This is a genomic window from Methylobacterium sp. NMS14P, from assembly GCF_028583545.1.
GTDB lineage: Bacteria > Pseudomonadota > Alphaproteobacteria > Rhizobiales > Beijerinckiaceae > Methylobacterium.
In genome coordinates this window covers 3,809,842-3,832,528 of the sequence record NZ_CP087106.1, presented here as the reverse complement: position 1 = coordinate 3,832,528, position 22,687 = coordinate 3,809,842, and the positions used below count along the sequence as shown (strand labels likewise).

At 71.9% G+C, this 22,687-nt stretch carries 20 protein-coding genes; 7 read left to right on the top strand and 13 right to left on the bottom strand.

The annotated features are described in order from the left end of the window. Nucleotides 1-30: 30 nt before the first annotated feature. The gene (locus LOK46_RS18190; protein ID WP_273559445.1) at nucleotides 31-354 is read right to left on the bottom strand and encodes a low molecular weight protein tyrosine phosphatase family protein; all 324 of its coding nucleotides are present in this window, start codon (nucleotides 352-354) and stop codon (nucleotides 31-33) included. Next, nucleotides 351-2,138, bottom strand: a complete 1,788-nt coding sequence (locus LOK46_RS18185) for an ABC transporter ATP-binding protein (protein WP_273559443.1) — start codon at nucleotides 2,136-2,138, stop codon at nucleotides 351-353. Before LOK46_RS18185 ends, LOK46_RS18190 begins: the two co-directional genes overlap by 4 nt. 516 nt (nucleotides 2,139-2,654) lie before the next feature. Here LOK46_RS18185 and LOK46_RS18180 point away from each other — a divergent pair. Then, nucleotides 2,655-2,996 (top strand): Hpt domain-containing protein, encoded by a 342-nt coding sequence (locus tag LOK46_RS18180; RefSeq protein WP_273559441.1) that lies wholly within the window; start codon nucleotides 2,655-2,657, stop codon nucleotides 2,994-2,996. Nucleotides 2,997-3,011: 15 nt separating this feature from the next. Here the strand turns inward: LOK46_RS18180 and LOK46_RS18175 are convergent, their stop codons facing one another. The 7 genes from LOK46_RS18175 to LOK46_RS18145 form a co-directional block, all read right to left on the bottom strand. Continuing rightward, entirely contained in the window at nucleotides 3,012-4,253 is a 1,242-nt protein-coding gene (locus LOK46_RS18175; RefSeq protein WP_273559439.1) for a sensor histidine kinase, read from the bottom strand. A gap of 261 nt (nucleotides 4,254-4,514) precedes the next feature. Continuing rightward, nucleotides 4,515-6,146, bottom strand: coding sequence for an ABC1 kinase family protein (locus LOK46_RS18170; protein WP_273559437.1), 1,632 nt, complete (start codon nucleotides 6,144-6,146; stop codon nucleotides 4,515-4,517). A gap of 154 nt (nucleotides 6,147-6,300) precedes the next feature. Beyond that, nucleotides 6,301-7,002 (bottom strand): molybdate ABC transporter substrate-binding protein, encoded by a 702-nt coding sequence (locus LOK46_RS18165; protein WP_273559436.1) that lies wholly within the window; start codon nucleotides 7,000-7,002, stop codon nucleotides 6,301-6,303. 64 nt (nucleotides 7,003-7,066) lie between these two features. Further along, nucleotides 7,067-7,897, bottom strand: coding sequence for an NAD-dependent epimerase/dehydratase family protein (locus LOK46_RS18160; protein WP_273559435.1), 831 nt, complete (start codon nucleotides 7,895-7,897; stop codon nucleotides 7,067-7,069). A 45-nt stretch (nucleotides 7,898-7,942) separates the two neighbouring features. Continuing rightward, nucleotides 7,943-9,238: an MFS transporter gene (locus tag LOK46_RS18155; RefSeq protein WP_273559434.1), complete on the bottom strand. Its 1,296-nt coding sequence runs from the start codon at nucleotides 9,236-9,238 to the stop codon at nucleotides 7,943-7,945. Nucleotides 9,239-9,373: 135 nt separating this feature from the next. Next, on the bottom strand, nucleotides 9,374-10,429 hold the full coding sequence (locus tag LOK46_RS18150; RefSeq protein WP_273559433.1) for a lactonase family protein: 1,056 nt from the start codon (nucleotides 10,427-10,429) through the stop codon (nucleotides 9,374-9,376). 176 nt (nucleotides 10,430-10,605) lie between these two features. Beyond that, the gene (locus LOK46_RS18145; protein ID WP_273559431.1) at nucleotides 10,606-11,913 is read right to left on the bottom strand and encodes an alpha-hydroxy acid oxidase; all 1,308 of its coding nucleotides are present in this window, start codon (nucleotides 11,911-11,913) and stop codon (nucleotides 10,606-10,608) included. Between the two features lie 182 nt (nucleotides 11,914-12,095). On the opposite strand from LOK46_RS18145, the gene LOK46_RS18140 reads away from it, so the two are divergent. From LOK46_RS18140 to LOK46_RS18130, 3 genes are all read left to right on the top strand, one after another. Continuing rightward, complete coding sequence (locus LOK46_RS18140) at nucleotides 12,096-13,142, top strand: LacI family DNA-binding transcriptional regulator (RefSeq protein ID WP_273559429.1); 1,047 nt, start codon at nucleotides 12,096-12,098, stop codon at nucleotides 13,140-13,142. 86 nt (nucleotides 13,143-13,228) lie between these two features. Next, on the top strand, nucleotides 13,229-13,900 hold the full coding sequence (locus LOK46_RS18135) for an aspartate/glutamate racemase family protein (RefSeq protein ID WP_273559427.1): 672 nt from the start codon (nucleotides 13,229-13,231) through the stop codon (nucleotides 13,898-13,900). A 3-nt stretch (nucleotides 13,901-13,903) separates the two neighbouring features. After that, a complete protein-coding gene (locus LOK46_RS18130) occupies nucleotides 13,904-14,701 on the top strand; it encodes a hydroxypyruvate isomerase family protein (RefSeq protein ID WP_273559425.1) in 798 nt (265 codons plus the stop codon). A gap of 10 nt (nucleotides 14,702-14,711) precedes the next feature. On the opposite strand, the gene LOK46_RS18125 is transcribed toward LOK46_RS18130, so the two are convergent. The 3 genes from LOK46_RS18125 to LOK46_RS18115 form a co-directional block, all read right to left on the bottom strand. Further along, on the bottom strand, nucleotides 14,712-16,892 hold the full coding sequence (locus LOK46_RS18125; protein ID WP_273559423.1) for a TonB-dependent siderophore receptor: 2,181 nt from the start codon (nucleotides 16,890-16,892) through the stop codon (nucleotides 14,712-14,714). 310 nt (nucleotides 16,893-17,202) lie between these two features. Next, nucleotides 17,203-18,240 carry an NAD(P)-dependent oxidoreductase gene (locus LOK46_RS18120; RefSeq protein ID WP_273559421.1) on the bottom strand — a complete coding sequence of 346 codons (1,038 nt, stop codon included), beginning with the start codon at nucleotides 18,238-18,240 and terminating at the stop codon, nucleotides 17,203-17,205. Nucleotides 18,241-18,245: 5 nt separating this feature from the next. Next, the gene (locus LOK46_RS18115) at nucleotides 18,246-19,451 is read right to left on the bottom strand and encodes an amino acid aminotransferase (RefSeq protein WP_273559418.1); all 1,206 of its coding nucleotides are present in this window, start codon (nucleotides 19,449-19,451) and stop codon (nucleotides 18,246-18,248) included. Nucleotides 19,452-19,677: 226 nt separating this feature from the next. On the opposite strand from LOK46_RS18115, the gene LOK46_RS18110 reads away from it, so the two are divergent. From LOK46_RS18110 to LOK46_RS18100, 3 genes are all read left to right on the top strand, one after another. Further along, entirely contained in the window at nucleotides 19,678-20,811 is a 1,134-nt protein-coding gene (locus LOK46_RS18110; protein ID WP_273559416.1) for a branched-chain amino acid ABC transporter substrate-binding protein, read from the top strand. 210 nt (nucleotides 20,812-21,021) lie between these two features. Then, the gene (gene infA / locus LOK46_RS18105; RefSeq protein ID WP_012320343.1) at nucleotides 21,022-21,297 is read left to right on the top strand and encodes a translation initiation factor IF-1; all 276 of its coding nucleotides are present in this window, start codon (nucleotides 21,022-21,024) and stop codon (nucleotides 21,295-21,297) included. After that, complete coding sequence (locus tag LOK46_RS18100) at nucleotides 21,294-22,262, top strand: DMT family transporter (RefSeq protein ID WP_273559413.1); 969 nt, start codon at nucleotides 21,294-21,296, stop codon at nucleotides 22,260-22,262. The genes infA and LOK46_RS18100 overlap by 4 nt, the downstream gene beginning before the upstream one ends. Here the strand turns inward: LOK46_RS18100 and LOK46_RS18095 are convergent. After that, complete coding sequence (locus tag LOK46_RS18095) at nucleotides 22,232-22,534, bottom strand: hypothetical protein (protein ID WP_012320341.1); 303 nt, start codon at nucleotides 22,532-22,534, stop codon at nucleotides 22,232-22,234. The two genes, LOK46_RS18100 and LOK46_RS18095, sit on opposite strands and share 31 nt — an antisense overlap. Nucleotides 22,535-22,687: the final 153 nt, after the last annotated feature.

The following is a 22,687-nucleotide window of genomic DNA, read 5'->3' as shown; positions in this document are numbered from 1 at the left end:
CCGGGGCGGCACCGGGGCGGCCGCGGAGGCTCAGCGCGGCAGGAAGCGGCCGGCGCGCGCGTTCAGCAGCGCCACCAGCGCCGGCGCCATGACGTCGTGCGCGTCGGGGATGTCGAGGCAGACGAGGCGGGTCCCGCGCAGGGCGGCCCCGAAGCGGCGCATCAGCTTGCGCCGATGCGCGCGCTCCATGACGACGACGATCTCCGCCCAGGCGAGATGATCGGCGTCCACCGGCTCGTCGGCGTCGGGGGACACCCCCGCGCTGGCCGTCTCGATCCCGGGCCGGCGCGCGAAGATCTGTTCCGCGGTCGGGCTGCGGGCGCGCGCCCGGCCGCAGACGAACAGGACCCTCACGCACTCTCGGCGAGGTCGGATTGCCGCTCGAACAGGGCGCGGTACGCCCCGTGCGGGCGGCGCAGCAGGGCGGCGTGGGGCCCGTCCTCGACGACGCGACCGCGGTCGAAGACGAGGATGCGGTCGAGGGCCCGCACCGTCGACAGCCGGTGGGCGATGACGATGGCGGTGCGCCCGCGCATCAGCCGCGTCATGGCCTCCTGCACCAGCGCCTCCGATTCCGAGTCCAGGCTCGAGGTCGCCTCGTCGAGGATCAGGATCGGCGCGTCCGCCAGGAAGGCGCGGGCCAGCGCCACCCGCTGGCGCTCGCCGCCTGACAGCTTGACCCCGCGCTCGCCCACCAGCGTGGCGTAGCCCTTCGGCAGCCGCGCGATGAAGTCGTGCGCGTTGGCGAGGCGCGCCGCCCGCTCGATGTCGAGCGCCGAGGCGCCGGGCCGGGCGTAGGCGATGTTCTCGGCCAGGGAGCGGTGGAACAGCACCGGCTCCTGGGGCACGATGGCGACCTGCGCCCGCAGGCTCGCCTGGCTCGCCGACGCCACGTCCTGCCCGTCGATCGTCACGCGCCCGCCCGACACGTCGTAGAGCCGCTGGATCAGCTTGACGAAGGTCGTCTTGCCGGAGCCCGAGCGCCCCACCAGGCCGACGCGCTGGCCGGCCGGGATCGCGACGGTCAGCCCGTCGTACAGCGGCCGCGTGTGGTCGCCGTAGTGGAAGCGCACGGTCTCGAAGCGGATCGCCCCGCCCGCGACCGCGAGCGGAACCGCGCCGGGCCGGTCCGCGACGCCGACGGGTTCGGCCTCCAGGGCGACCAGCTCCTCCATCTCGTTGATGGCCCGCTGCAGGTGGTTGATGTGGCTGCCGATGTCGCGAAGGTAGCCGTGCACCACGAAGGTCGAGGTCAGGACGTAGGCGACGTCGCCCGGGCTCGCCCGCTCCCGCCACCACAGCCACAGGGCGATGGCGACGATGGCGGTGCGCAGGACGAGCAGCAGCCCGAGCTGGCCGGTGCCGCCCCAGGTGACGATCATCCACGTGCGCCGGGTCCGCCGCTGCCATTTCGCCAGCAGCCGGCCGAGCCGCGCCTCCTCCCGATCCTCCGCGCCGAAGGCCTTGACGACCGCGTTGTTGCCGATCGCGTCGCTCAGCGCGCCGCCGAGGCGGGTGTCGAGGGCGTTCGAGAGGGCGGCCGCGGGCGCGATGACGCGGGTCGCGAGGAGCACGGTCGCGCCGACGTAGGCGCCCGCGCCGATCGCGACCGTCGCGCCCAGGGCCGGCCAGTGCAGGCCGAGCACGAGGGCCGTGCCGACGAGGACGACGAGCGAGGGCAGGAGCGACAGCAGCAGCGTGTCGTTGAGCCCGTCGATCGCCCACATGCCGCGCGAGATCTTCCGGACGGTCGAGCCCGAGAAGGTGTTGGCGTGCCACTCGGTCGAGAAGCGCTGTACGCGGGCGAAGCCGTTGCGGACGATGTCGCTCATGGTGTGCAGGGAGAGCGGCACCACGAGGCTCCAGGCGACGTGCCGCAGCAGCGCGGTGGCGAGGCCGAGCCCGGTCATCGCCAGGAAGGCCGGCCAAGCCGCGTCCAGCGCGGCGCGGCGATCGCTCCCGGACAGCGCGTCGACCAGGCGGCCCGCGTAGAGCGGCAGCAGCACTTCCGCCAAGGTCGCGAGCGTGATCGCGCCGGTGAGGCCGGCGACGAGAGGCCAGCGCCTGCGCCAACTGCGGACGACGAAGGTCAGGACGCGACGGACCGCGTCCGGCTTCCGGGGAGACGACAGAGACATGCGAGTGCCCGACGCAGGGAAAGCGTCGGCTCCGGGTGACGCGGGCGTCCCATCGCGAACGATGCGCGCCGGCGTAGTCAGACGGGACTGGGTTCAGAGGCGCCGGGCGGCAGGGCCGGGCGAGAGCGGGAGGCGGCTAGCCGACCCGCGCGGGGGCGCCGACAAGTCCTGCTCGGAGAGTAGCCAACACAGCGATCATGCAGCTCCCTCCCTGATGCGAGCGCGACAGGCCTGCGAGGCTAGGAGAGGCCGAACTGATTCGCAATGCCCATTGCGACGCTTCGGTCCTTCGCGACGCGCCGCGTCCGATGTTCGTTCCTGACCAGTCTTTCGCCGCCGCGACGGCCGATCCATGCGCCGGGGTCAATCCTGCGAAGACCGGGAGACGGTCGCGCTTCGTTGAAAAGCTGACGCAAGGCGGTGTAAACACTTCGCTGCAAACTTGGCCGTTGTGCGGCGCCTTGGTTGCGCGCCTCTCTCGGATCGCTGTCGCGGATCCGTACTTGGAGACCGACGGTGTCGCACTCCCTGGTGAACCGGGACGCGCTCGAGGAACTCACGGCCGTGATCGGCACGGAGAAGCTCGTCCGCATCCTCGACCGGTTCGTCGTCAGCCTCACGACCGCCTTCGAGGGGCCGGATCGTGCCAATGACGATTACGGCCGCGAGGCGCACACGCTGGTCTCGATGTCCGGCATGCTCGGCTGCGCCGAACTCTCCCAGGCCTGCCGCGGCCTCGAGGAATCGGCCATGGCGGGCAACGATCTGACCCGATCGCTGGTGGATCTCAGGACCCTGCGCGACCGGACGGTCGCGGCCCTGCGGGACCTGCAGGCGGAGACGCGGCTGAGCGCCTAGCGCCGCGCAGCCGCATCAGGCCACCATCACCGCGTCGAGGGGCGCCTCGAAGGTCAGCACCGCGCCCTCGCGCGGGTAGCTCATGTGGGCGGTGCCGCCGAAGCTGTGAGCGAGGCTGCGGGCGATGAGCCGGGTGCCGAACCCCGTGCGGGTCGGCGGCGTGACGGGCGGTCCGCCGCTCTCCTCCCAGCGGAACCGGAGGGTCTGGCCGCCCGCCGCCTCGGCCACGTTCCACGTGATGCAGACCCAGCCGGCGGCCACCGACAGCGCGCCGTACTTGGCCGCGTTGGTCCCGAGTTCGTGCAGCATCAGCGCCAGGGTCATGCCGTGCCGGGGGCCGAGCGTCAGGTCGGGACCGGCGATGCGGAATCGGCCGGCGACACCGTCCCCGTGGAGCGACACGGCCCCCTCGACCAGGCCGCTCAGGGAAGCCCGGGTGAAGGAGCCCTGCAGCAGCACGTCGTGCGCCTTCGCGAGCGCCAGAAGCCGCGCGGCCAGGGCCTCGCCGGCCGCCTCCAGCGACGGCGCGTTGCGCATGGTCTGCGTCGCGACCGCCTGGACCATGGCCATGGTGTTCTTCATCCGATGGGCCAGCTCCTGCATCAGCAGCGTCTGGCGCGCCTCGGTCAGCTTCTGGTCGGTGATGTCGCGCGACACCGCCAGGATCCGCTCGGGCCGGTCCGGTGCCGCGCCGATCGGCGTGACGGCCACGTCCCACCAGCGGATCGCGCCGCCGGCCTCCGACTGCGCCTGGAACCGGCTCGGCCGGCCGAGCCGCGCCCGGTCGAGCGCCTCGCCCACGGCCTCCCGGTCCTCGGGGCGCGTCCAGGTATCGATCCACGGCCGACCGATCGCCTCCGCCTCGTCTCCCGCGGCGGACAGGGCCGGGCCATCCTCGCTCGCGGTGATCAGGCACCCCTCGCGGTCCAGCAGTTCCAGGTAATCGTTGGGCGCCTGCGGCAGGCCGATCGGCCGTGCGCGGCCGAGGGTGCGCGGCCTCGCCTCGGGCGCGAGCCCGGCCCGCTCGCGGGTCGGCGGCCCGCGCGGCGCCTCGACCCGTTCGGCCGCCATGCGCCCGGCCTCAACGCGGCTCGCCGCCTCGATGATGCGGCCGAGCCGCCGGCTCCGCTGCCGCTCCCAGTCAGCCTGCGCGGTCGCCTGGGTCAGCAGGCTGCGCAGGCGGATGTTCTCCGCCTCGAGCGTCTCGACGCGGCGCTCCGCCCCGTCGGTCCGCGGCCGCACGATGTCCACATCCATCGCCCGCCCCCCCTCGTCATCGCGACGGGGCGCCCGTGCGCGGCGCGCCGTCGGAGGTCCCCGACCGCGCGGTGCGGCGACGGTTGTCGAAGGCAGGGCCGCACCGGCGGTTCAGACCGCTTCTGGTGCCGGTTCCCCGCCCGCAGCCGAGCGAATCGTTGGATGTCTCACGCTAGCATGACCCGCGGGATTATCAACTCAGTCCCGTATTCGGTTGCGGGTGAAAACTTATGTTGGTGTCCAGGGCAGGTGCGAAGACGGTTACTTATTTCGCATCAGCAGCACGAGCCAGCCGATCCCGAGGATGAAAATTATCAATCCGATCGAGACGAAGACCGGCGTGCCGAGATCGATGAGGCGGGGCGCGAGCTGGGTGGCGAAGGCCGCCACCACCAGGGCCACGGCGACCCGCGCGGCCGCGCGCTCGATGCCGCGGGTGACCTTGTCGAGGCCCTTCACCTCGATCTCGACGGTGACGCGGCCCTGCTTCAGCCGCACCAGCATCAGGTGGATCAGGGTCGGCAGCTCCGAGGCGGCGCCGTAGAGGCCCACGCCCAGAGCCTCGGCCTTCTGCTTGAGGGCGGAGAGCGAGAACTGCGTCTGCATGCTCGCCCGGACGGTCGGGCCGGCGGCGGCGAACAGGTCGAAATTCGGGTCGAGGTAGCGCATCACGCCGTCGGCGGTGACAAGCCCCTTGAACAGGATGGCGAGGTCGGTCGGCATCGCGAGGTCGTTCTCGCGGGCCATGTTCATGAAGTCGGTCAGCACCAGCCCGAGGTTCAGCGGGATCGAGGAGTGGCTCTCCACGAAGGACTGGGCCGAGACCTGGAGGCGGGTGAGGTCCGGGTTACTGGTGCCGGTCCAGTCGAGGAGCACGGCCATGAGGCCGTCCGCATCCTGCTTGAGCATGGCGCCGATCAGCACGAGCAGCTGCGAGCGCCGCCGCTGCGACAGCCGGCCGATGATGCCGAAATCGATGAAGCCGATCTTGTTGCCGGGCAGCGCCAGCATGTTGCCGGGATGCGGGTCGGCGTGGAACACGCCCTCGATCAGGGCCATCTGCAGGAACGCGTCGGTGCCCTTCTGGGCGAGCAGCTTCTTGTCAATGCCCGCCGCGCGCAGGGCCGCCTCGTCGTTGGGCGGGATGCCGTGGATGAAGTCCTGCACCAGTACCCGCTCGGAGCAGTACTCCCAGTGGATCTTCGGGAAGACGATGTCGTCGCGGTCCTCGAAGATCTGGGCCAGCAACTCGCAGTTGCGCGCCTCGTTGAGCAGATCGAGCTCGCCGTTGAGGCCCTCCGCGAGGTGGCGCATCTGCTCCCGCGGCTGGTAGCGGGCCATGTCGGGCCACTCGTTCTCGACGATGCGGGCGCCGTGCGCCATCAGGCGCAGATCCGCCTCGATGATCTTGCGCAGGTTCGGCCGCAGCACCTTGACGATGACGTCCTCGCCCGAGTGCAGCCGCGCCCGGTAGACTTGGGCGATCGACGCCGAGGCGATCGGGTTGGTGTCGAACTCGGCGAACACCTCCATGGGCGAGGCGCCGAGATCGAGCTCGAGCTGCGGTCCGATCTGCTCCCACGTCACCGGCACGACCTGGCTGTGGAGCTTCTGCAGCTCCTCGGTCCAGGCCGGCGACAGGAGGTCCGGCCGGCTCGCCAGCACCTGCCCGAACTTGATGAAGGTCGGCCCGAGCGCCTCGATCGCCCGGCGCAGCCGCTCCGGCTCGGACAGGCGCGTGACGTCGACCCGGGGCTGGCGCCGCGGCAGGAGCGGCAGGTAGCGCAGGCCGAGCCGGTCCACGACGCGGGTGACGCCGAAGCCGATGAGGATCGTCGCGATCTCCGACAGCCGCTGGCGGTCGCGGGCGGCAACGAAGGCTGTCTTCAGCATGAAAGGAGCGATCCGGTCGGACGGGATTGGGCGTCCGGACAGCACGAGCATAAGGACTTTTTTGCGGTCGCGAACCCCGTCCGGCCCTGGCGCCTCAACTTAAGCGGCGCAGAGCGGGGCCGGAACGGGCGCGATCAGGAGCGCCGGCGGCCCGTCAGAAGGCCGGCTCCAGGCCGCTGGTGCGGTAGGCCTCGGCCGCCTGCGGCGTCGTCAGACCGGCGAGGAACCGGGCCGCGCCGTCCCGATCCGTCGCGCCGCGCAGGATCGCCGCCGCGAAGGTCGTCATCTCCTGAACCGGGTCGGGGAGGGGGCCGACCACCTCGATGCCGGGCACGACCATCAGTTCGCTGATCTGCTGGACGGCGATGTCGGCCTCTCCGGAGACGAGCTTCTCGGCCGTGAAGCCCTGCGGGATGATCGTCGCCCGGGCGTTCACCGCCTCGGCGAGGCCGAGCCGCGGCAGCAGCCCGGCGAAGTAGATCCCGCTGGCGCCGGTCCGCGAGTAGGCCACCGATCGCGCCGCCACGAGGGTGCGCTTCAGCGCCTCGACGGTCGCGATGTCCGGATGCGGAGCCCCGGCCTTCACGGCGATGCCGTAGCGCGACCGCACGACGTCGATCCGGCTCTCGGGCTCGACCCTTCCCTCGGCGACGAGCCGGTCCATGGCGTCCGACAGGACGAGCACCGCGTCGGCGGTCTCGCCCTCGGTGAGCGACTTCACGATGACGGTGGTCGGCGCCCAGTGGATCGCCGTCCGGCCACCCGCCGCCTCGAAGGCCGGGACGACGTGGGCGTCGAAGGCGCCGCGCACCACCAGGGCGCATTTGAGGCGTGTCTCGGGTCTCTCGTTCGGCATGGTGTGTCCAGTCTGTCGTCTCAGGAGGAGCGGTCGGGTGGCCGCGCGCCGAAGAAGCGGTCCGTCACCGCGGCGGCGCGGCGCGGGAATAGTCGATCGCCGTGAAGCCGCCGCCCTGGTAGCGCTCCACCACCGGGTTGCCGCTGGTCTTCCCCTCCAGCGCCGCCGCGTGGGAATCGGCGCTGTCCTGCGGCGCCCAGCCGATGGCGGCGCGCCCGTCCTTCCGCCACCAGGTCATGCGGCTGTTGTTCGACGCGCCCCAGATGACCACGGAGCCCGTCGGACCGAGGTCCGGGGCCAGGGTGGCGCGGGTGATCAGCCGAGTCAGGTCGGCGTAGGACAGCCACGTGGCCAGCATCCGCGCGTCGGTCGGCTCCGGGAAGCACGAGCCGATCCGCAGGAAGACGCTCTCGACCCCGTGCTTGTCGCGGTAGAGGCCGCCCATCAACTCGCCGTAAGCCTTGGACAGGCCGTAATAGCCGTCGGGTGCGAGGCCGCAATCGTCGTCCAGCACCTCCGAGCGCGCGTGGAAGCCGATCGCGTGGTTCGACGAGGCGAAGATCATCCGGGCGCCCTCGCGCCGGGCCGCCTCGTAGGCGTGGTAGAGGCCGCGGATGTTCGGGCCGATCACCGTCTCGAACGGGTGCTCCACCGAGATCCCCCCGAAATGGAGGATCGTGCCGCAGCCCTCCGCCAGCCGCAGGATCGCCGGCCCGTCCTCCAGGTCGGCGACCTGGAAGCGCGCCCCCTCGGGCAGCGGGTCGGGGAAGGGGACGCGGTCCGTGAGCCGGAGCGTCCAGCCCTGCGCGCCGAGCGCGCGGGTCAGGACGCGCCCGAGGGCGCCGGAGGCTCCGGTCAGGAGGACGGGTTTGGGCGGGACGGTCTCGGCGCTCATGGGACGCTGCTCCAGATTCCGGCGGACTTGATCGGACGGCCTCGGTCAGACGGCCTTGGCCGCGGCGAGGGGGCCGGCTTCCGCCGGGTTGCGCGGCCGCCGCACGAAGATCGCCATCGCGACGACGCCGGCCGCCGCGATCAGGGCGGCGATCACGAAGGCGCTGGCGTAGCCTCCGAGATACTGCACGGCCAGCCCCGTGGCGGTCGGTCCGATGATGCCCGAGATGTTGCTCAGGAGGTGGATGAAGCCGCTGACGCCGCCGACCCGCGCCTCGGGCACCAGCTCGTGGATCGTCGCCCAGCAGGATTGCACCGAGCTGGTCAGCATCAGCACGGCCAGCGCGATCAGCGAGACCGCCATGGCGGTGCTGGTCGCGGCGTTGACGGCGAGCAGGGCGACGCCCGCGACGGCCAGCGGCACGATCGTGGTGATCTTCCGCGCGGCGAGCTTGTCGCCCATGCGCGTGTAGACGAAGTCGGCCACCACGCCCCCGCCGACATAGCCCACGAAGCCGCAGGCCCAGGGGATCGAGGCGACCAGCGCCATCTCCTTCACCGGCATGTGCAGCGCGTCGGTGAGATAGCTCGGGAGCCACGAGAGGAAGATGTAGAGGGTGTAGTTCACCGCGAACATGCCGAGCCCGAGCGACAGGGTGCTCGGCAGGAACAGGTACTCCTTGAGCGACCGGGCATGGTCTGACGGCGCGAGGTGCGTGACCGCCCGGCTGCGCTCCACGAGCGCGATCTCCTCCGGGTCGACCCGGTGGTTGTCCTGCGGCCGGTCGGTCATGAGCATCCGCCAGGCCACGACCCAGAGCAGGCCGACGGCGCCGATGGCCACGAACGCCACCCGCCAGCCGTACTGGATCGCCAGCAGGCCGACGACCGGCGCCGCGATGGCGCTGCCGACCGTCTGGCCCGAGAAGGTGAAGCCGATGGTCCGGGCGGTCTCCTCGCGGGGGAACCACGTGGTGATGGTGCGGTTCGTGGTCGAGTTCATCGGCCCCTCGGCGAAGCCGAACAGGGCGCGGACCACGAACATCTGGGCGAAGCCGGTCACCGCTCCGGTGAGCATGCACAGGACCGACCACGAGGCGGCCGCCCAGGTGTAGACGCTGCGCGGCCCGTACCGGTCGGCGAGCTGACCGCCCACGAAGGCGAACAGCGCGTAGCCGAAGAAGAACGTGCTGAAGATCACCCCCAGTTCCGAGGGCGACAGGTTCAGGTCCTGCTTGACGAAGGGCGCGGCGACGCCGAGAGCCGCCCGGTCCATGTAGTTGATGATGCCGGCTATGAACAGCAGGAACGCGATCAGAAACCTGTAACGCTTGGCGAACATGGCGTTTCCTCCGAGATATACATGTTTTTATTTTCTTGATTGGTTGTCGTGGCCCGACAGCGAGCGGTCACGGTTCGACCGCCGCCGGTTCCGCATCTTGCTCTTCGCCCAGGCCGCGATGCGTGTCGGCGCCTCCTACAGGAACGCGATCGTGCAGGGGCTGAGGCTCGGACGCGAACCCGTCCGGGTCAGGTCTCCGGTCTCGGGATCGACGGCGAAGGCGACGAGGCAGTCGCCCTGCTCGTTGGCGACGAGCAGGTGGCCTCCGTCCGGTGCCAGGACCATGAAGCGCGGGTCGCGGCCGCCGGAGGGCGTCCAGCCCGCCGGCTCGAGGCGCCCGGCCGCGTCCGCCCGGAACCGCGCGATCCCGTCCTGCCCGCGGTTCGACGCGTAGACGAACCGTCCGTCGGGCGTGACCGCGATGGCCGCGGCGGTGCTCGCGCCGAAGAAGTCCGGCGGCAGGGTCGAGGCGAGGTGCAGGGGCGTCAGCGTCCCGGCGGCCGCGTCCCACCGGCAGGTGGCGACGCTCGAGTCGAGCTCGTTGACCAGGAAGGCGAGGGGCTGGTGCGGGTGGAACGCGATGTGGCGCGGGCCGGCGCCGGGGCGCATCGCGGTCTGCGAGACGATGGCGAGCCGCTCACCCGCGAGCTTCAGGACGAAGACGTGGTCGAGGCCCTTGTCGGGAACGATGACGTGTCGACCGTCCGGCGACAGGACGACGTGGTGCGGGTGCGCGCAGGCCTGCTCGGTCCGGTGCGGGCCCGGCTCGCCCGGGAGCGGCAGGACGTGGCACGCGGGCTCCAGGCCGCCATCGGCGCGCACCGGCATGAGGGCGACCGATCCGCTGGCGTAGTTGGCCACGATCAGGAACCGACCGCCGGGGTCGAGGGCCTGGTGCACGCTGTTGGTGCCGCCAGTGGCGGCGCTGCCGAGGCCGCGCAGGGTGCCGTCGGGCTCGAGCGCGAAGGCGCTCGCCGCCTCGCCGTCGCCCTGGACCGTGTAGAGGATCGCGCGCGCCGGGTCGGTCACCAGGAAGGACGGGTTCGTCAGGTTCTCGACCCGGCCGAGATGCGTCCAGTCGCCGAGGTCGCGGCCGGTCCGGTAGATGTCGATGCCCCGGCCGCGCGCCCGGCGCCGCTCGGTGGTGAAGCAGCCCACGAAGGCGAGGCCGCGAGAGGCGGTGTCGGTCATGCGGAGCATCCGGATCGGGGACGGGGCTGCGGTGGCCGCCCGAGGGATCGACCGCGCGGGGATGCCGGCCGCCCGAGGGCGGCGATTCCGGCGCCCCGGGCGGGCGCCCGATCCTCGCGGTTCTGCGCGGTGCGCGTGTCCGGGAAGACGATCATGTCGATCCTCCCGCCATCGGCTCAGGCCCGCCGCGGCGCGCGGCGCAGGAAGTCGGGATTGAGTTCGGACAGGCGGTTCACCCCGATCAGCGCCATGTCGCGGTTGAGCTCCTCCTTGAGGATCCGCATCGCGTGCTCGACCCCCGCGGCGCCGCCGAGCGCCGCGGCGAACATGAAGGGCCGGCCGAGCAGGACGAAGTCGGCGCCCAGCGCCAGCGCCTTCATCACGTCGGTGCCCCGGCGGATGCCGCTGTCGACGATGATCTTCAGCCCGCCCTTCCGGGCGGCGATCTCCGGCAGCACGTCCAGGGGAGCGACGGCGTAGTCGAGCTGGCGGCCGCCGTGGGTCGACAGGATCACGCCGTCGGCGCCGCACTCCCGCGCGATGTCGACATCCTCCGGCGCCAGCAGGCCTTTCACCAGCAGGTTGCCGGACCAGCGCTTGCGGATTGCCTCCAGGTTCTTCCACGAGAGCTGGTCGCGGGCGATGGTGTTGCGCACCGCGCCCTGGGACATCATCGGCGGCCCGCGCTCGGCCTCGGTGTTCTCGAAATGCGGGGCCCCGTGCTTGAGGAAGGTCCGGGCGACGGTCCCGAGGAGCCAGCGCGGGTGGGTGGCGCTCTGCCACGCCACCTTCGGCGTGACCTTGATCGGCATGGAGAAGCCGCTGCGGATGTTGTGCTCGCGGTTGCCGAGGGTCGGCGTGTCGGCCGTGACCACGAAGGTCCGGTAGCCGGTGGCCTCGACCCGGTCCAAGAGGCGGTCGATCCGGTTCTGGTCGCCCGGCAGGTAGCCCTGGAACCAGGCCTGCGGGTTCTGGGCGTGGACGTCCTCCAGCCTGATCAGCGAGGAGGCGCTCAGGCACATCGGCAGGTTCATCCGCCGGGCCGCCTCGGCGAGCACGAGGTCGCCCCGGTAGGCGATGAAGGCGGCCCCGCCCAGCGGCCCGATGCCGAACGGCGCCGCGTATGTCTGGCCGAACAGGGTTGTGGCGGTGTCCCGCGCCGAGGTGTCCCGCATCAGGCGGGGCACGAGGGCGTAGTCGGCGTAGGCGCCGCGGCTCTGCGCCAGGGCCGAGCCCGTCTCGACCCCGCCGGAGACGTACTGGAAGATCATCGGCGGCAGGAGCTTGCGCGCGTGCCGCTCGAAATCGTCGAGCGCCAGCAGGTCGCGGAACCGGTACGGCGTGACCGCGTCGCTGCGCTTGAGGCTGGTGACGATGGCCTGCGGAGCCGCGATGCCGGGCGCCCCGGCGTCGGCCCCTCCGACCGTCGGCGCCGCGCGCTCGGGTGCTCCCAGTCCGGAGGCCGGCCGGTCGAGCGTCGCCATCGGGTCCTCCTGTGGCCCCCCGGATCGGCGGCCTTTTGAAAGCGCTTTCAGATAGCCAGCGGTCGGGCGGGGTGTCAATATACTGCCGGTTCGGCCCGGTGCTGGTGGCCGGGCCTCGCCGCGTCGCGTATCTGGTACCGGCGCGATGCTGGTCGTCGCCGCGCGGGAGGGGATCGATTTCAGTGCTGGACCTGCCGGAGGAGATCCTCGAGCCGTCGACGCGCAGCCCGGTTGCCCGGGACGTTGCCCACCGCGCCGGCGTCTCGACCGCGACGGTTTCCCGGGTCCTCAACGGCTCTGCCGGGGTCCGGGCCGACAAGCGCGAGGCGGTGATGCGGGCCGCGCAGGATCTCGGCTTCGTCGCCAACGGAGCGGCCCGGGCGCTCTCGACGCGCCGGTTCATGGCGGTCGGCGCGGTCGTGCCCAACATCGAGAACGAGGCCTTCGTGCGCGTCCTGTCGAGCTTCCAGGACCGGCTGCGGCAGGCGGGCTACACCCTGGTCGCGGCCAATGCCGGCTACGACTTGGAGGACGAGCTCCGCGAGGCGACGTTCCTGCTGGAGCGCGGCGTCGACGGGCTGATGCTCGTCGGCGACATCCACCACCCGGACCTCCACGCCCGGATCGCCCGCGCCGGCATCCCGATGGTCCAGACCTTCAGCCTGTCCCGCGAGCGCCCGTGCGTGGGCTTCGACAACGCCGCCTCGGCGGCCCGGGCGGCCAATTACCTGATGGATCTCGCCCATCGCCGGATCGGGGTGATCTCGGGCCTGCGCAAGGACAACGACCGCGGCGGCGCCCGGGTGACGGGCATCGCGGCGGCCCTCGCGGCCCGCGGCCTCCGGCTCGCCCCGGAACACGACATCGAGATCTCCTACGGGATCGGCGGCGGCCGCGACGGGTTCCGCCAGATGCTGGCCGGCGGGCCGCCGCCGACCGCGATCATCTGCGGCACCGACCAGATCGCCTTCGGGGCGATGATCGAGGCCCGGGCCCGGGGACTGTCCATCCCCGGAGACCTCTCGGTCATCGGCCACAACGATTCCGACTTCGCACCCTTCCTGGAGCCGCCGCTGACGACGATCCGCATTCACTCCGTCGAGATCGGCCACGCCGCCGGCGACCACCTCATCGCCCGGATCCAGGGCCGGCCGATGGTCCGCCTCACCGAGATCGACGCCGAGCTGATCCTGCGCGCCAGCACGGCTCCCCCCAGAAATCCCGCGTGACCTGCGCTATCTTGCCACCCGTTTGAAATCGCTTACAACATCCGGACCGGCTCCCGGCCGGCTCCGCGGCCTCTCCGGAACACAGCATGGCTCCCCGCATCGTCCTCCTGCACGCCACGCCCGTCGCCATGGCGCCGATCCAGGCTGCCTTCGCCGAGCGCTGGCCGGAGGCGGAGACCGTCAACCTGCTCGACGACGGCCTGTCCCTCGACCGGTCCAGGGAGTCGGGCGCGATCTCGGAGGGGATGATCGAGCGCTTCGTGCGGTTCGGCCGCTACGGCCACGACATGGGCGCCGACGGCATCCTGATCACCTGCTCGGCCTTCGGCCCGGCGATCGACCGGCTGATCGAGACCGTGCCGGTGCCGGTGCTCAAGCCCAACGAGGCGATGTTCCGCGCGGCGATCGCGCAGGGCGCGCGCATCGGCATGCTGGCGACCTTCGGGCCCTCGGTCGGCACGATGACGGACGAGTTCGAGGAGTTCGTCGCGGAGGCCGGACGCCCGGCGAGCCTGCGGACGGTCCTGGTGGACGACGCGATGGCGCGACTGCGCGCCGGCGATGCCGAGACCCACAACCGGCTGATCGCCGAGCGGGCGCCGGACCTGCGCGACTGCGACGCGATCATGCTGGCGCATTTCTCCACCTCGCGCGCGGCCGAGGCCGTGCGGAAGGCCGTCGACGTCCCGGTGCTGACCGCGCCCCACGCGGCGGTGGACCGGATGCGGGCGATGATCGAGACCGGCGGGAGCGCCTGACCCATGAAGCTCGGTGCCTACAAGGATCGTCTCAGCGGCCATTGCGGCTTCCTGTTCACGGAGCTGCCGCTGGCCGAGCGGTTCGCGGCGGCGGCCCGGGCCGGGTTCCGCGCCGTCGAGCACCCGAACCTGTTCGCGACGCCGGCCCGGGAGGTCGCGGGCTGGCTGGAGCGGGCGGGCGTGCCGCTGGTCCAGACCGGCTTCCCGGCGGGGGACGCCGCCAAGGGCGAGAAGGGCTTCGCGGCCCTGCCCGAACGGATCGATTACTACCGCTCCACGATCGAGCCGACCCTGGACTACGTCGCGCAGCTCGGCTGCCGGATGGTCCACCCGATGGCGGGCGTCCGGCCCGCGGGAGTCGAGCGGGCGCGGCTCTGGGACACCTATCTCGACAACCTCGCCTTCGCGGCCGACGCCGCCGGCGCGCGCGGCATGACGGTGATCGTCGAGCCGATCGGCCCCGGCTCGATCGCCGACTACGCGATCGACGACCCGCTGCTGGCGGTCGAGGCGATCCGGGCGATCGGCCGCGACAACGTCAAGCTGCTGTTCGACGCCTATCACTGCGTGTGCCTCGGCCACGACCCGGCGGCGCTGATCCGCGCGCACGCGCCGCTCATCGCCCATGTCCAGATCGCCGACGATCCCGGGCGGCACGAGCCCGGGACCGGCACGATCGCCTTCGACCGGATCTTCGCTGCCCTGGAGGAGGTCGGCTATTCCGGCTTCGTCGGCTGCGAGTACCATCCCGCTGCGGGCACCGAGGCGGGGCTCGGCTGGATGCGGGCGGCCGCGGCCTAGGGCCGGGGCCTCAGAACCGGGCGGCGACGCCGCCGATGATCGTGCGGGGCTGCCCCGGCGTCGCGTAGCGGTTCTGGAACGCGCGGTCGTAGAACGTCGCGTCGAACACGTTGTCGACGTTGAGGTAGATCCGCACGCCCGGCGCGATCTGGTAGTACGAGATCAGGTTGACCCGTGTGTATTGCGGCAGGTTGAAGGTCGCGAGCGCCGTCCCCGCGGCGCGCCGGCCGACGAAGTCCAGGCCGCCGCCGAGCCCGAGCCCCTTCAGGTCGCCGCTCTGGAACTCGTAGACGGTCTGGAAGGCGAGGCTGTTGGCGGGCACGTTGGCGATGCGCGTGCCGACCGGCAGGGTGTTGTCGCGGGCGACGGCCGCGTCGACGCGCGTGTAGGTCCCGATCACGCGCCAGCCCGGGGCCAGATAGCCGGCGGCGGTCAGGTCGAAGCCGCGGCTGCGGACCATGCCGGTGGCCACGCTGAAGTTCGGGTCGACCGGATCGGTGCTCAGGACGTTGGTGCGCCGGATCTCGAACAGGGCGGCGGTGGCGTCGAGGCGCCCGTCGAGGAGGCTGACCTTCGCGCCAGCCTCGTAGCCCTCGCCCTCCTCGAACGCGAAGGGCCGGCCGCTGCGATCCGTGCCGATATTGGGCCGGAAGGAGCGCGCGTAGTTGCCGTAGACCGCGACCGTGTCGGTCAGGTCGTAGAGCAGGCCGAAGCGCGGCGTCGCCACCAGACCCTGCAGGCTGGTGGTGCTCTTCGTCAGGTTGTTCGTCGAGACCAGCCCGAGATCCTCGACCCGCACACCCAGGAGCGCGTGGAGGCGGGGCGTGAGGTCGATCTGATCCTGCACGTAGCCGGCGTAGCTCTCGGTCTTCTGCAGGAAGTTCGTGACCCGCGCGGTGATCGGCGGCAGCGGCTGGCCGTAGCGGGGCGCGAGGAGGTCGAGGAGGAACGGGTTCGTCGCGACGTTCGAGCGGTTGAACACCTCGCGGTAGCGATAGAGCTCGTATTCCAGCCCGAGCAGGAGCGTGTGGCGGAACGGGCCGGTGTCGAACTTGCCCGCGAGATTCGCCTGCAGGTCGAGGTCGGACCACGTCAGGTCCCGCCATTCCAGGGTCCGCCGCTGGGTCCGGCCATCCGGCAGCAGGCCGATGGCGCCGACCCCGTAACCCGCGAGGTTCCCGCCGAGCACCTGGGCGCCGGCGTTCAGCACCCAGTCCTGGTCGAACCGGTGCTCGACGCGCAGCTGGCCGAGGGCGTTGTCGACATGGGCCGGCGGCAGGCCCGGCTCGCCGATGAAGCGGCTGCGCGGCAGGGCGCGCACGTTGCCGCCCAACGGCACGATGCCGCGGTCGAAGGTCTGCGCCGTGCTGACGAAGTCACCCTCCAGGGTGATGGTCGTGTCCGCATCCGGCTTCCAGGCGATGACCGGGGCGAGGGCGTAACGGTCGCTGGTGACGAAGTCCCGGAAGCTGCCGTTGGCCTCGACGGCGCCGGTGACGCGGGCCAGCACCTGGCCGCTCTCGTCGAGGGCACCCGTGGCGTCGAAGGTGCTCCGCTTGGCGCCGAAGCTGCCGTACTGCGTGCCGACCGTGAGGGAGCGCGCCGCCAGCGGCTGCTTGGTCACGATGTTGAAAGTGCCGCCGGGGTCGCCGCGGCCGTACAGGAAGGCCGAGGGGCCCTTGAGGACCTCTATGCGCTCGATGGAGACGATATCGGGGCTGTTCGGGTAGCCGCGGTTGATCGGGAAGCCGTTGCGGTAATACTCGCCGGTCGCCACGCCGCGGATCGTAAACTCGGTCAGGCCGAGGCCGCCGAAATTGTTGCCGCGGCCGACGCCCGCGAGGTCGAGGGCGGTGTCGATCCGCGTCGCCGCCGCGTCCTCCAGCACCTCCTGCGGCACCGCCACGATGGTCTGCGGCACCTCGCGCACGGGCGTGTCGGTCCGCGTGGCGCTCACAGCCCGCGCGACCCGGTAGCCGTCGACGCGGGTGTTCCCGTCGCCGGTGCCCGCTACCGAGAGTTCCTCGAGCTGGACCTCCTGGGCGCTGTCAACGGCAAGTTGAGCCCAGCCTGGCGACGGGAGCAATACCGGAGCGAGGAAGAGAGAGATTCTGGCCGCGCGCCCGGAAACGCCGCGCGATGCCCGCGTGCAAGACCTTGCACAGTTACGCCGTACCACGATGTCGACCATTCTGTTTCGAGTGGCGCCAGATACGGTGCAGAAACATTCACGGTCAAGCTTGATGGCCGAAGTGCTCTCAAGGCTAGATTTTGAATAACTACAATCTGAGCGGGATCGACGGTGCGCTCGCACAGGAGCGCGCGAAAACGCCGTCGTCGCCGGTTCGAGCGGGGTGGGAAAAGGACGGTCGCTCCGGTGTCCGGACTCTCAACACGCCGAGTCGCGGGGCATCTGCACAGACGACGCCTCTAGCGCCGTCCGAGCGATCGTGACCAGTTCGCGCGCCGCCCAGACAGCGCGGAGCGGGACCCGCTCCCGGTCAGGCGCCGCCGAGCAGCCGCGCCCGACGCTCCAGCACGGCGGGCCAGACCTCCGGGTTGACGAGCCGCGGCGGCGTCTCGCCCCGGAGCAGGCCGACGATCTGCTCGGCCCCCCAGGCGGCCACGTTGCGCCGCGCCTCGTGGGTGACGCCGGCGGTGTGGTAGGTCGCCACCACAGTGTCGAGCTGCAGCAGGGCCGCGTCGAGGGGCGGCGGTTCCGGCGCCCAGACATCGAGGCCCGCCCCGGCGAGATGGCCGGCGGTGAGCGCGGCGGCGAGCGCCGCCTCGTCGTGAACCCCGCCCCGGGCGGTCGTGATGAACAGCGCCCCCCGCTTCATCGCCGCGAAGGACGCGGTGTCGAAGCTGCCCCGGGTGGTGTCATCGAGGGGGCAGTGCAGGGAGACGATGTCGGCCTCGGCGAGCAGCCGCGCTCGGTCCACTGGCTCCGCGCCGCGGGCCCGGATCTCCGCGTCCGGGAGCAGGGGATCGTGGGCGATGACCCGCATGTCGAAGCCGCGGGCCAGCTTGGCGACCTCCCGGCCGGTATGACCGATCCCGATCAGCCCCAGGGTCGCGCCGCCGATCTCGTGGCCCATGAGCGATTCGCGGGTGAAGCCGCGCGCGGTCCGGAGCAGGCGGTCCGAGACGCAGATCTTGCGCGACACGGCGAGCATCAGGCCGATCGCCAGTTCCGCCACCGAGCGGACATTGCCGCCCACCTGGTTCACAACCGCGACGCCGGCCCGGGTGCAGGCGGCTGCGTCCACCGTGTCGAAGCCCGCGCCGGCCGACGAGACCGCGAGCAGGTCGGGGCATTCGGCCAGCAGCGCGTCGGTCACGTGCCAGCGGCGCGGCAGCTCGTCCCGCGCCGGCGAGACGTGGAGGACGTGGGCCCGCGCCAGCAGCGCCGCGAGCGCGTCCTCCGGTCCCTGCAGGTCGCCGACCTGCAGGTCGATGTCGGGCTCGGCCCCCAGGCGCGCGTCGAAGACCGGATTGATCCAGACGTTGAAACGGCAGACGCGCTTGAGGGCCGCCACCCGGTTCAGCCCTTCACCACCGCGTCGATCGCGTCGATGACGTGGTCGATGTTGTGGGTGTTGACCGCGGCCACGCAGATCCGGCCGGTCTCCAGAGCGTAGACCTCGTGCTCCTCGCGCAGGCGGGTGGCCTCGGCGGGGCTCAGGCCCGTGTAGGAGAACATGCCCTTCTGCACCTTGATGGCGTCGAAGCCGCGCTCGGGGTGGCGCTGCTGCAGGCTGTCGGCCATCCGCTCGCGCATGGCGCGGATCCGGTCGCGCATCTCGCCGAGCTCCCGCTCCCAGTCGGCGCGCAGCTCCGGATCGGTGAGCACGATCTCGACGATCGCCGCGCCGTGGGTGTGCGGGTTCGAGTAGCTCGCCCGGACAAGGCGCTTGGCGAAGGCCTCGACCTTGGCCTTCGCGGCCGGGTTCTCGGCCACGATGGTGAGCGCGCCGACGCGCTCGCCGTAGAGCGAGAACGACTTCGAGAACGAGGAGGCGACCAGGAACTCCTGGCCGGACTCGGCGAACAGGCGCACCGGCTCGGCGTCGGCGTCGAGGCCGTTGCCGAAGCCCTGGTAGGCGATGTCGAGGAACGGGATCAGGCCGCGCTCGGCCATCAGGGGCACGAGGTCGCGCCACTCGTCGAGGCCGAGATCGGCGCCGGTCGGGTTGTGGCAGCAGGCGTGCAGCACCACGATCGAGCCCTTCGGCAGATCCCCGAGATAGGCCTTCATGGCCGGGTAGTCGGCGCCGCCGGTCTCGGCCGAGAAGTAGGGGTAGTCGACCACGGTGAAGCCGGCCTGGCCGAACAGCGCCTTGTGGTTCTCCCAGCTCGGGTTGCTCACTGCCACGGTGGCGTTCGGGTAGAGCTTGGCCAGCAGGTCGGCGCCGGTCTTCAGGGCGCCGGTGCCGCCGATGCTCTGGAGCGTCGCGGCCCGGTTCTGGGACAGGATCGGCGCGCCCTTGCCGAACAGGAGTTCTTGGACCGCGTCGCGGAACGGCTTGGTGCCCTCGATCGGCCGGTAGGTCTTCGGCAGGCCCTTCTCGATCCAGCGCTTCTCGGCGGTCTGCACGGCGCGCAGGCGCGGCACCTTGCCGTCCGCGTCCGTGTACACGCCGACGACGAGGTTGAGCTTCTTGGGGCTCGGGTCGGCGTTGAAGGCCTCGAACAGGCGCATGATCGGGTCGAGCGGCGCGTCCTGGATGCCGGCGAACAGCGAGGTCATGATCGTCAATCGTCCCAGAGGGTCTCGGCCGGCGACGCGTGGAAGGGCGCCGGCACGCCCGGCGACGGGCCGGGCCGACGCCCTTATTCCGCACATCGCGCCCGCCCGCCAGCGCTTCCGCGCGCATCAGCGTCCCGATGCGCTCAACGATGCGCCCGACGGTATGCCGGGCGATCCGGGTCCGACGCCCTTCCGGTCGGGGCCCCGACGGTCCTAGAGTGCCGCCATGATCCGTCGCCTCGTCCCGTTCCTCGCCCTTCTCGTGATGTCCGCCCCGGCCGTCGCGCAGGCACCGGTGCGGATCGGGCTGTCGGCGCCGCTGACCGGTCCGGACGCCGCCTTCGGCCAGGGGCTCCGGCAGGGCGCCGAGCAGGCGGTGGCCGACCTCAACCGCGCCGCGGGCGGACGTCCGCGCTGGGTCCTCGTCCCGGCCGACGACGGCGGCGAGGCCCGGCAGGCCGCCGCGGTCGCGAAGAAATTCGCCGCCGACGGCGTGCGCCTCGTCGTCGGGCCGCTCGAATCCGGGGCGGTCGCGGCCGCGGCGCCCGTGTACGAGGAGGCGGGCGCGGTCATGGTCGCGCCCGCGGCGTCCTACGGGCCGCTGACCGGGCGGGGCCTGTGGAACCTGTTCCGCCTCGGGCCGAGCGACGCGCAGCAGGGCCGGGCGGCCGGGGCCTATCTGGCGAAGGCCTTCGCGGGGCGCCGGGTCGGGATCCTCAGTGACCGCTCGACCTACGGCCGCGGTCTCGCCGACGCGGTGGCGGCGCGGCTGAAGGAGGCCGGCACGCCGGAGGTGCTGTTCGACGGCTTTCCCCGGGGCACCCGCGACCTCGCGGACCTCGTCGCGCGGCTGAAGGCGGCGCGCCTCGACGCGGTGTATTTCGGCGGCCTCGCGCCCGAGGCCGCGACCCTGCTCCGCGCCATGCGCGAGGCCGGCCTGGGCGCGACGCTGGTGGCGAGCGACGGCATCCTCGACCCGGCCTTCGCTGCGGCGGCCGTGGACGGGGAGGGCACCGTCATGACCCTGGTTCCCGACCCGCCGCGCCTGCCCGAGCCGCGCGGCGCCCGTCCGGCGCCGCGGTCCCCCGAGGCGGAGAGCGTCGCGGCCGGGGCCTACGCCGCCGTGGAGCTCCTGGCGCAGGCGACCGAGCGCGCCCGCGCCGCCGACCCGAAGACCGGCCGCATCGCCGACGGCCGCAAGGTCGCCGAGGCCGTGCGGACCGGGCCGTCACGGACGCTGCTGGGATCGGCGGCCTTCGATGCGCGGGGTGACCGCGCCGGCGCGCCGGTCGCGCTGCGGATCTGGCGCCGGACGCCGGACGGGCGCCTCGACTACGCCGGCAACGACGCGGAGCCGTGAAAGCCGGCGAATCGTGTCGATGACGGAACGCGTTCGGCCTCCGTGACTTGCGGCCGGTTCCCGCGGGGACTACATGCGGCGGTGCTGCTGAGCTGGCGCGGGCGGTCCACCGGATCGGATCCGCGCCCTGCGGCGTTTCCCGAGCTCGATGACAGCTGAACACGCATTGCCGGAACGCCTGCTGCCGGACGGTCCGACTGGAGAAGGTGCATGGCGAAAGAAGAATTGATGCAGTTCGACGGTCTCGTGATCGAGATCCTGCCGGATGCGCGCTACCGCGTGCAGCTCGACCAGGGCCACGAGATCGTGGCCTACACGGCCGGCAAGATGAAGAAGAACCGCATCAAGACGCTGGCCGGCGACCGGGTGACGGTCGAGATGTCGCCCTACGACCTCGAGAAGGGCCGCCTCGTGTTCCGCCACAAGGACGAGCGCTCGTCCGGACCCCGCCCGCCGGTGCGCGGCGGACAGTTCCGCCGCCGTTGACGACCGGGCGCGCGAGCCGGACTGCCTCGGCCGCGCCCGCCTACCTGCTGCTGACCGTCACGGCGCTCCTCTGGGCCGGCAACGCCGTCACCAGCCGCTGGGCGCCGGGTCACGTCTCGCCCCAGGTCATCACGACGCTCCGCTGGGCGGTCGCCTGCCTGGTGCTCATGCCCTTCGCCGGGCGCCGGCTCGCCGCCGCGTGGCCGCTCCTGCGGCCGCACTGGCTGCGCATCCTGCTGATGGGCGGCCTCGGCTACACGGCCTTCAACTGCCTGTTCTACGCGGCCGGCGTGCATACCGGCGCGATCAACCTCGCCCTGTTCCAGGGGGCGATCCCCGTGCTGGTGATCGTCCTGAACCGGCTCGCCTACCGGGTGCCGGTCACGCCGGGGCAGGTGCTGGGCGTGGCGCTGACCCTGGTCGGCGCCGGCCTCGCCGCCACGCACGGCGACCTGTCCGTGCTCACGACCCTGGCCTTCAACCGCGGCGACGTGCTCGTCTTCGGAGCCTGCCTGCTCTACGCGGGTTACACGATCTTCCTGCCGACGCGCCCGAAGGTGCCGGCCCTGGTGTTCTTCGCCGCGATGGCGGTCGCGGCCTTCGTCACCTCGCTGCCGCCGCTCGCCGTCGAGTGGGCGACGGGCCACGCCGTCTGGCCCAACCGCGAGGGCTGGCTGATGGTCGCCTTCGTGGGCCTCGGGCCGTCGCTGCTGGCGCAGCTCTTCTTCATGCGCGGCGTGGAGATCATCGGCCCGAACCGCGCCGGCCTGTTCGTCAACCTCGTGCCGATCTTCGGCGCGATCCTCGCCGTCCTGCTGGTCGGCGAGCCGTTCGGCGCCACGGAAGGGGTCGCCCTGGCCCTGGTGCTGGCCGGGATCGCCTGCGCCGAGCGCCTGAAACCGGCGCTCGCCGCAGAGGCGACTCCGGAGGCCGCCTACTCGCAGACGCGAACGCGGCGGATGTAGACGTCGCCGTAGGCATCGTAGGTCCGGCGGCGCTCGAAGTGGCAGACGGGGCCGTAATCCTCCTCGACGTAGACCGGCGGCGGGGCGCGGTAGACCGGACGGCCCGGGTAATAGCCGTTGTTGGCCGACGCGATGGCGCCGCCGACGGCCAGGCCGCCGAGCACGCCGAGTGCGGCCGCGCCGCCGGCGCCGATGCCGTCGCGGGCCTGGGCGGCCGGCGCGAGCGTGGCGAGGCTCCCGACGACAAGGCTCGTCGCGAGAAGGTACTTCATGACATCCCCCTGAAAGCAGGCGATTCGTGCCGATCGATCGGCACAGAGCTGCTACCACACCCGAGCTTTGGGGCGTTTGTTCGGCCGCACGTGCCGGCTTGACGTGAGGTGCTCCGCCGCACCAAACCCGGGAGCGAGCCGGGGGGCGAGCGA

Bases quoted from the DNA above. Each gene is read 5' to 3' on its own strand.
- LOK46_RS18160 (WP_273559435.1), bottom strand. From the start codon at position 7,897: ATGAGCGCCGAGACCGTCCCGCCCAAACCCGTCCTCCTGACCGGAGCC.
- LOK46_RS18135 (WP_273559427.1), top strand. From the start codon at position 13,229: ATGGCTCCCCGCATCGTCCTCCTGCACGCCACGCCCGTCGCCATGGCG.
- LOK46_RS18115 (WP_273559418.1), bottom strand. From the start codon at position 19,451: ATGACCTCGCTGTTCGCCGGCATCCAGGACGCGCCGCTCGACCCGATC.
- LOK46_RS18155 (WP_273559434.1), bottom strand. From the start codon at position 9,238: ATGTTCGCCAAGCGTTACAGGTTTCTGATCGCGTTCCTGCTGTTCATA.
- LOK46_RS18170 (WP_273559437.1), bottom strand. From the start codon at position 6,146: ATGCTGAAGACAGCCTTCGTTGCCGCCCGCGACCGCCAGCGGCTGTCG.
- LOK46_RS18145 (WP_273559431.1), bottom strand. From the start codon at position 11,913: ATGGCGACGCTCGACCGGCCGGCCTCCGGACTGGGAGCACCCGAGCGC.
- LOK46_RS18095 (WP_012320341.1), bottom strand. From the start codon at position 22,534: ATGAAGTACCTTCTCGCGACGAGCCTTGTCGTCGGGAGCCTCGCCACG.
- LOK46_RS18110 (WP_273559416.1), top strand. From the start codon at position 19,678: ATGATCCGTCGCCTCGTCCCGTTCCTCGCCCTTCTCGTGATGTCCGCC.
- infA (WP_012320343.1), top strand. From the start codon at position 21,022: ATGGCGAAAGAAGAATTGATGCAGTTCGACGGTCTCGTGATCGAGATC.
- LOK46_RS18165 (WP_273559436.1), bottom strand. From the start codon at position 7,002: ATGCCGAACGAGAGACCCGAGACACGCCTCAAATGCGCCCTGGTGGTG.
- LOK46_RS18175 (WP_273559439.1), bottom strand. From the start codon at position 4,253: ATGGATGTGGACATCGTGCGGCCGCGGACCGACGGGGCGGAGCGCCGC.
- LOK46_RS18130 (WP_273559425.1), top strand. From the start codon at position 13,904: ATGAAGCTCGGTGCCTACAAGGATCGTCTCAGCGGCCATTGCGGCTTC.
- LOK46_RS18150 (WP_273559433.1), bottom strand. From the start codon at position 10,429: ATGACCGACACCGCCTCTCGCGGCCTCGCCTTCGTGGGCTGCTTCACC.
- LOK46_RS18185 (WP_273559443.1), bottom strand. From the start codon at position 2,138: ATGTCTCTGTCGTCTCCCCGGAAGCCGGACGCGGTCCGTCGCGTCCTG.
- LOK46_RS18125 (WP_273559423.1), bottom strand. From the start codon at position 16,892: ATGGTCGACATCGTGGTACGGCGTAACTGTGCAAGGTCTTGCACGCGG.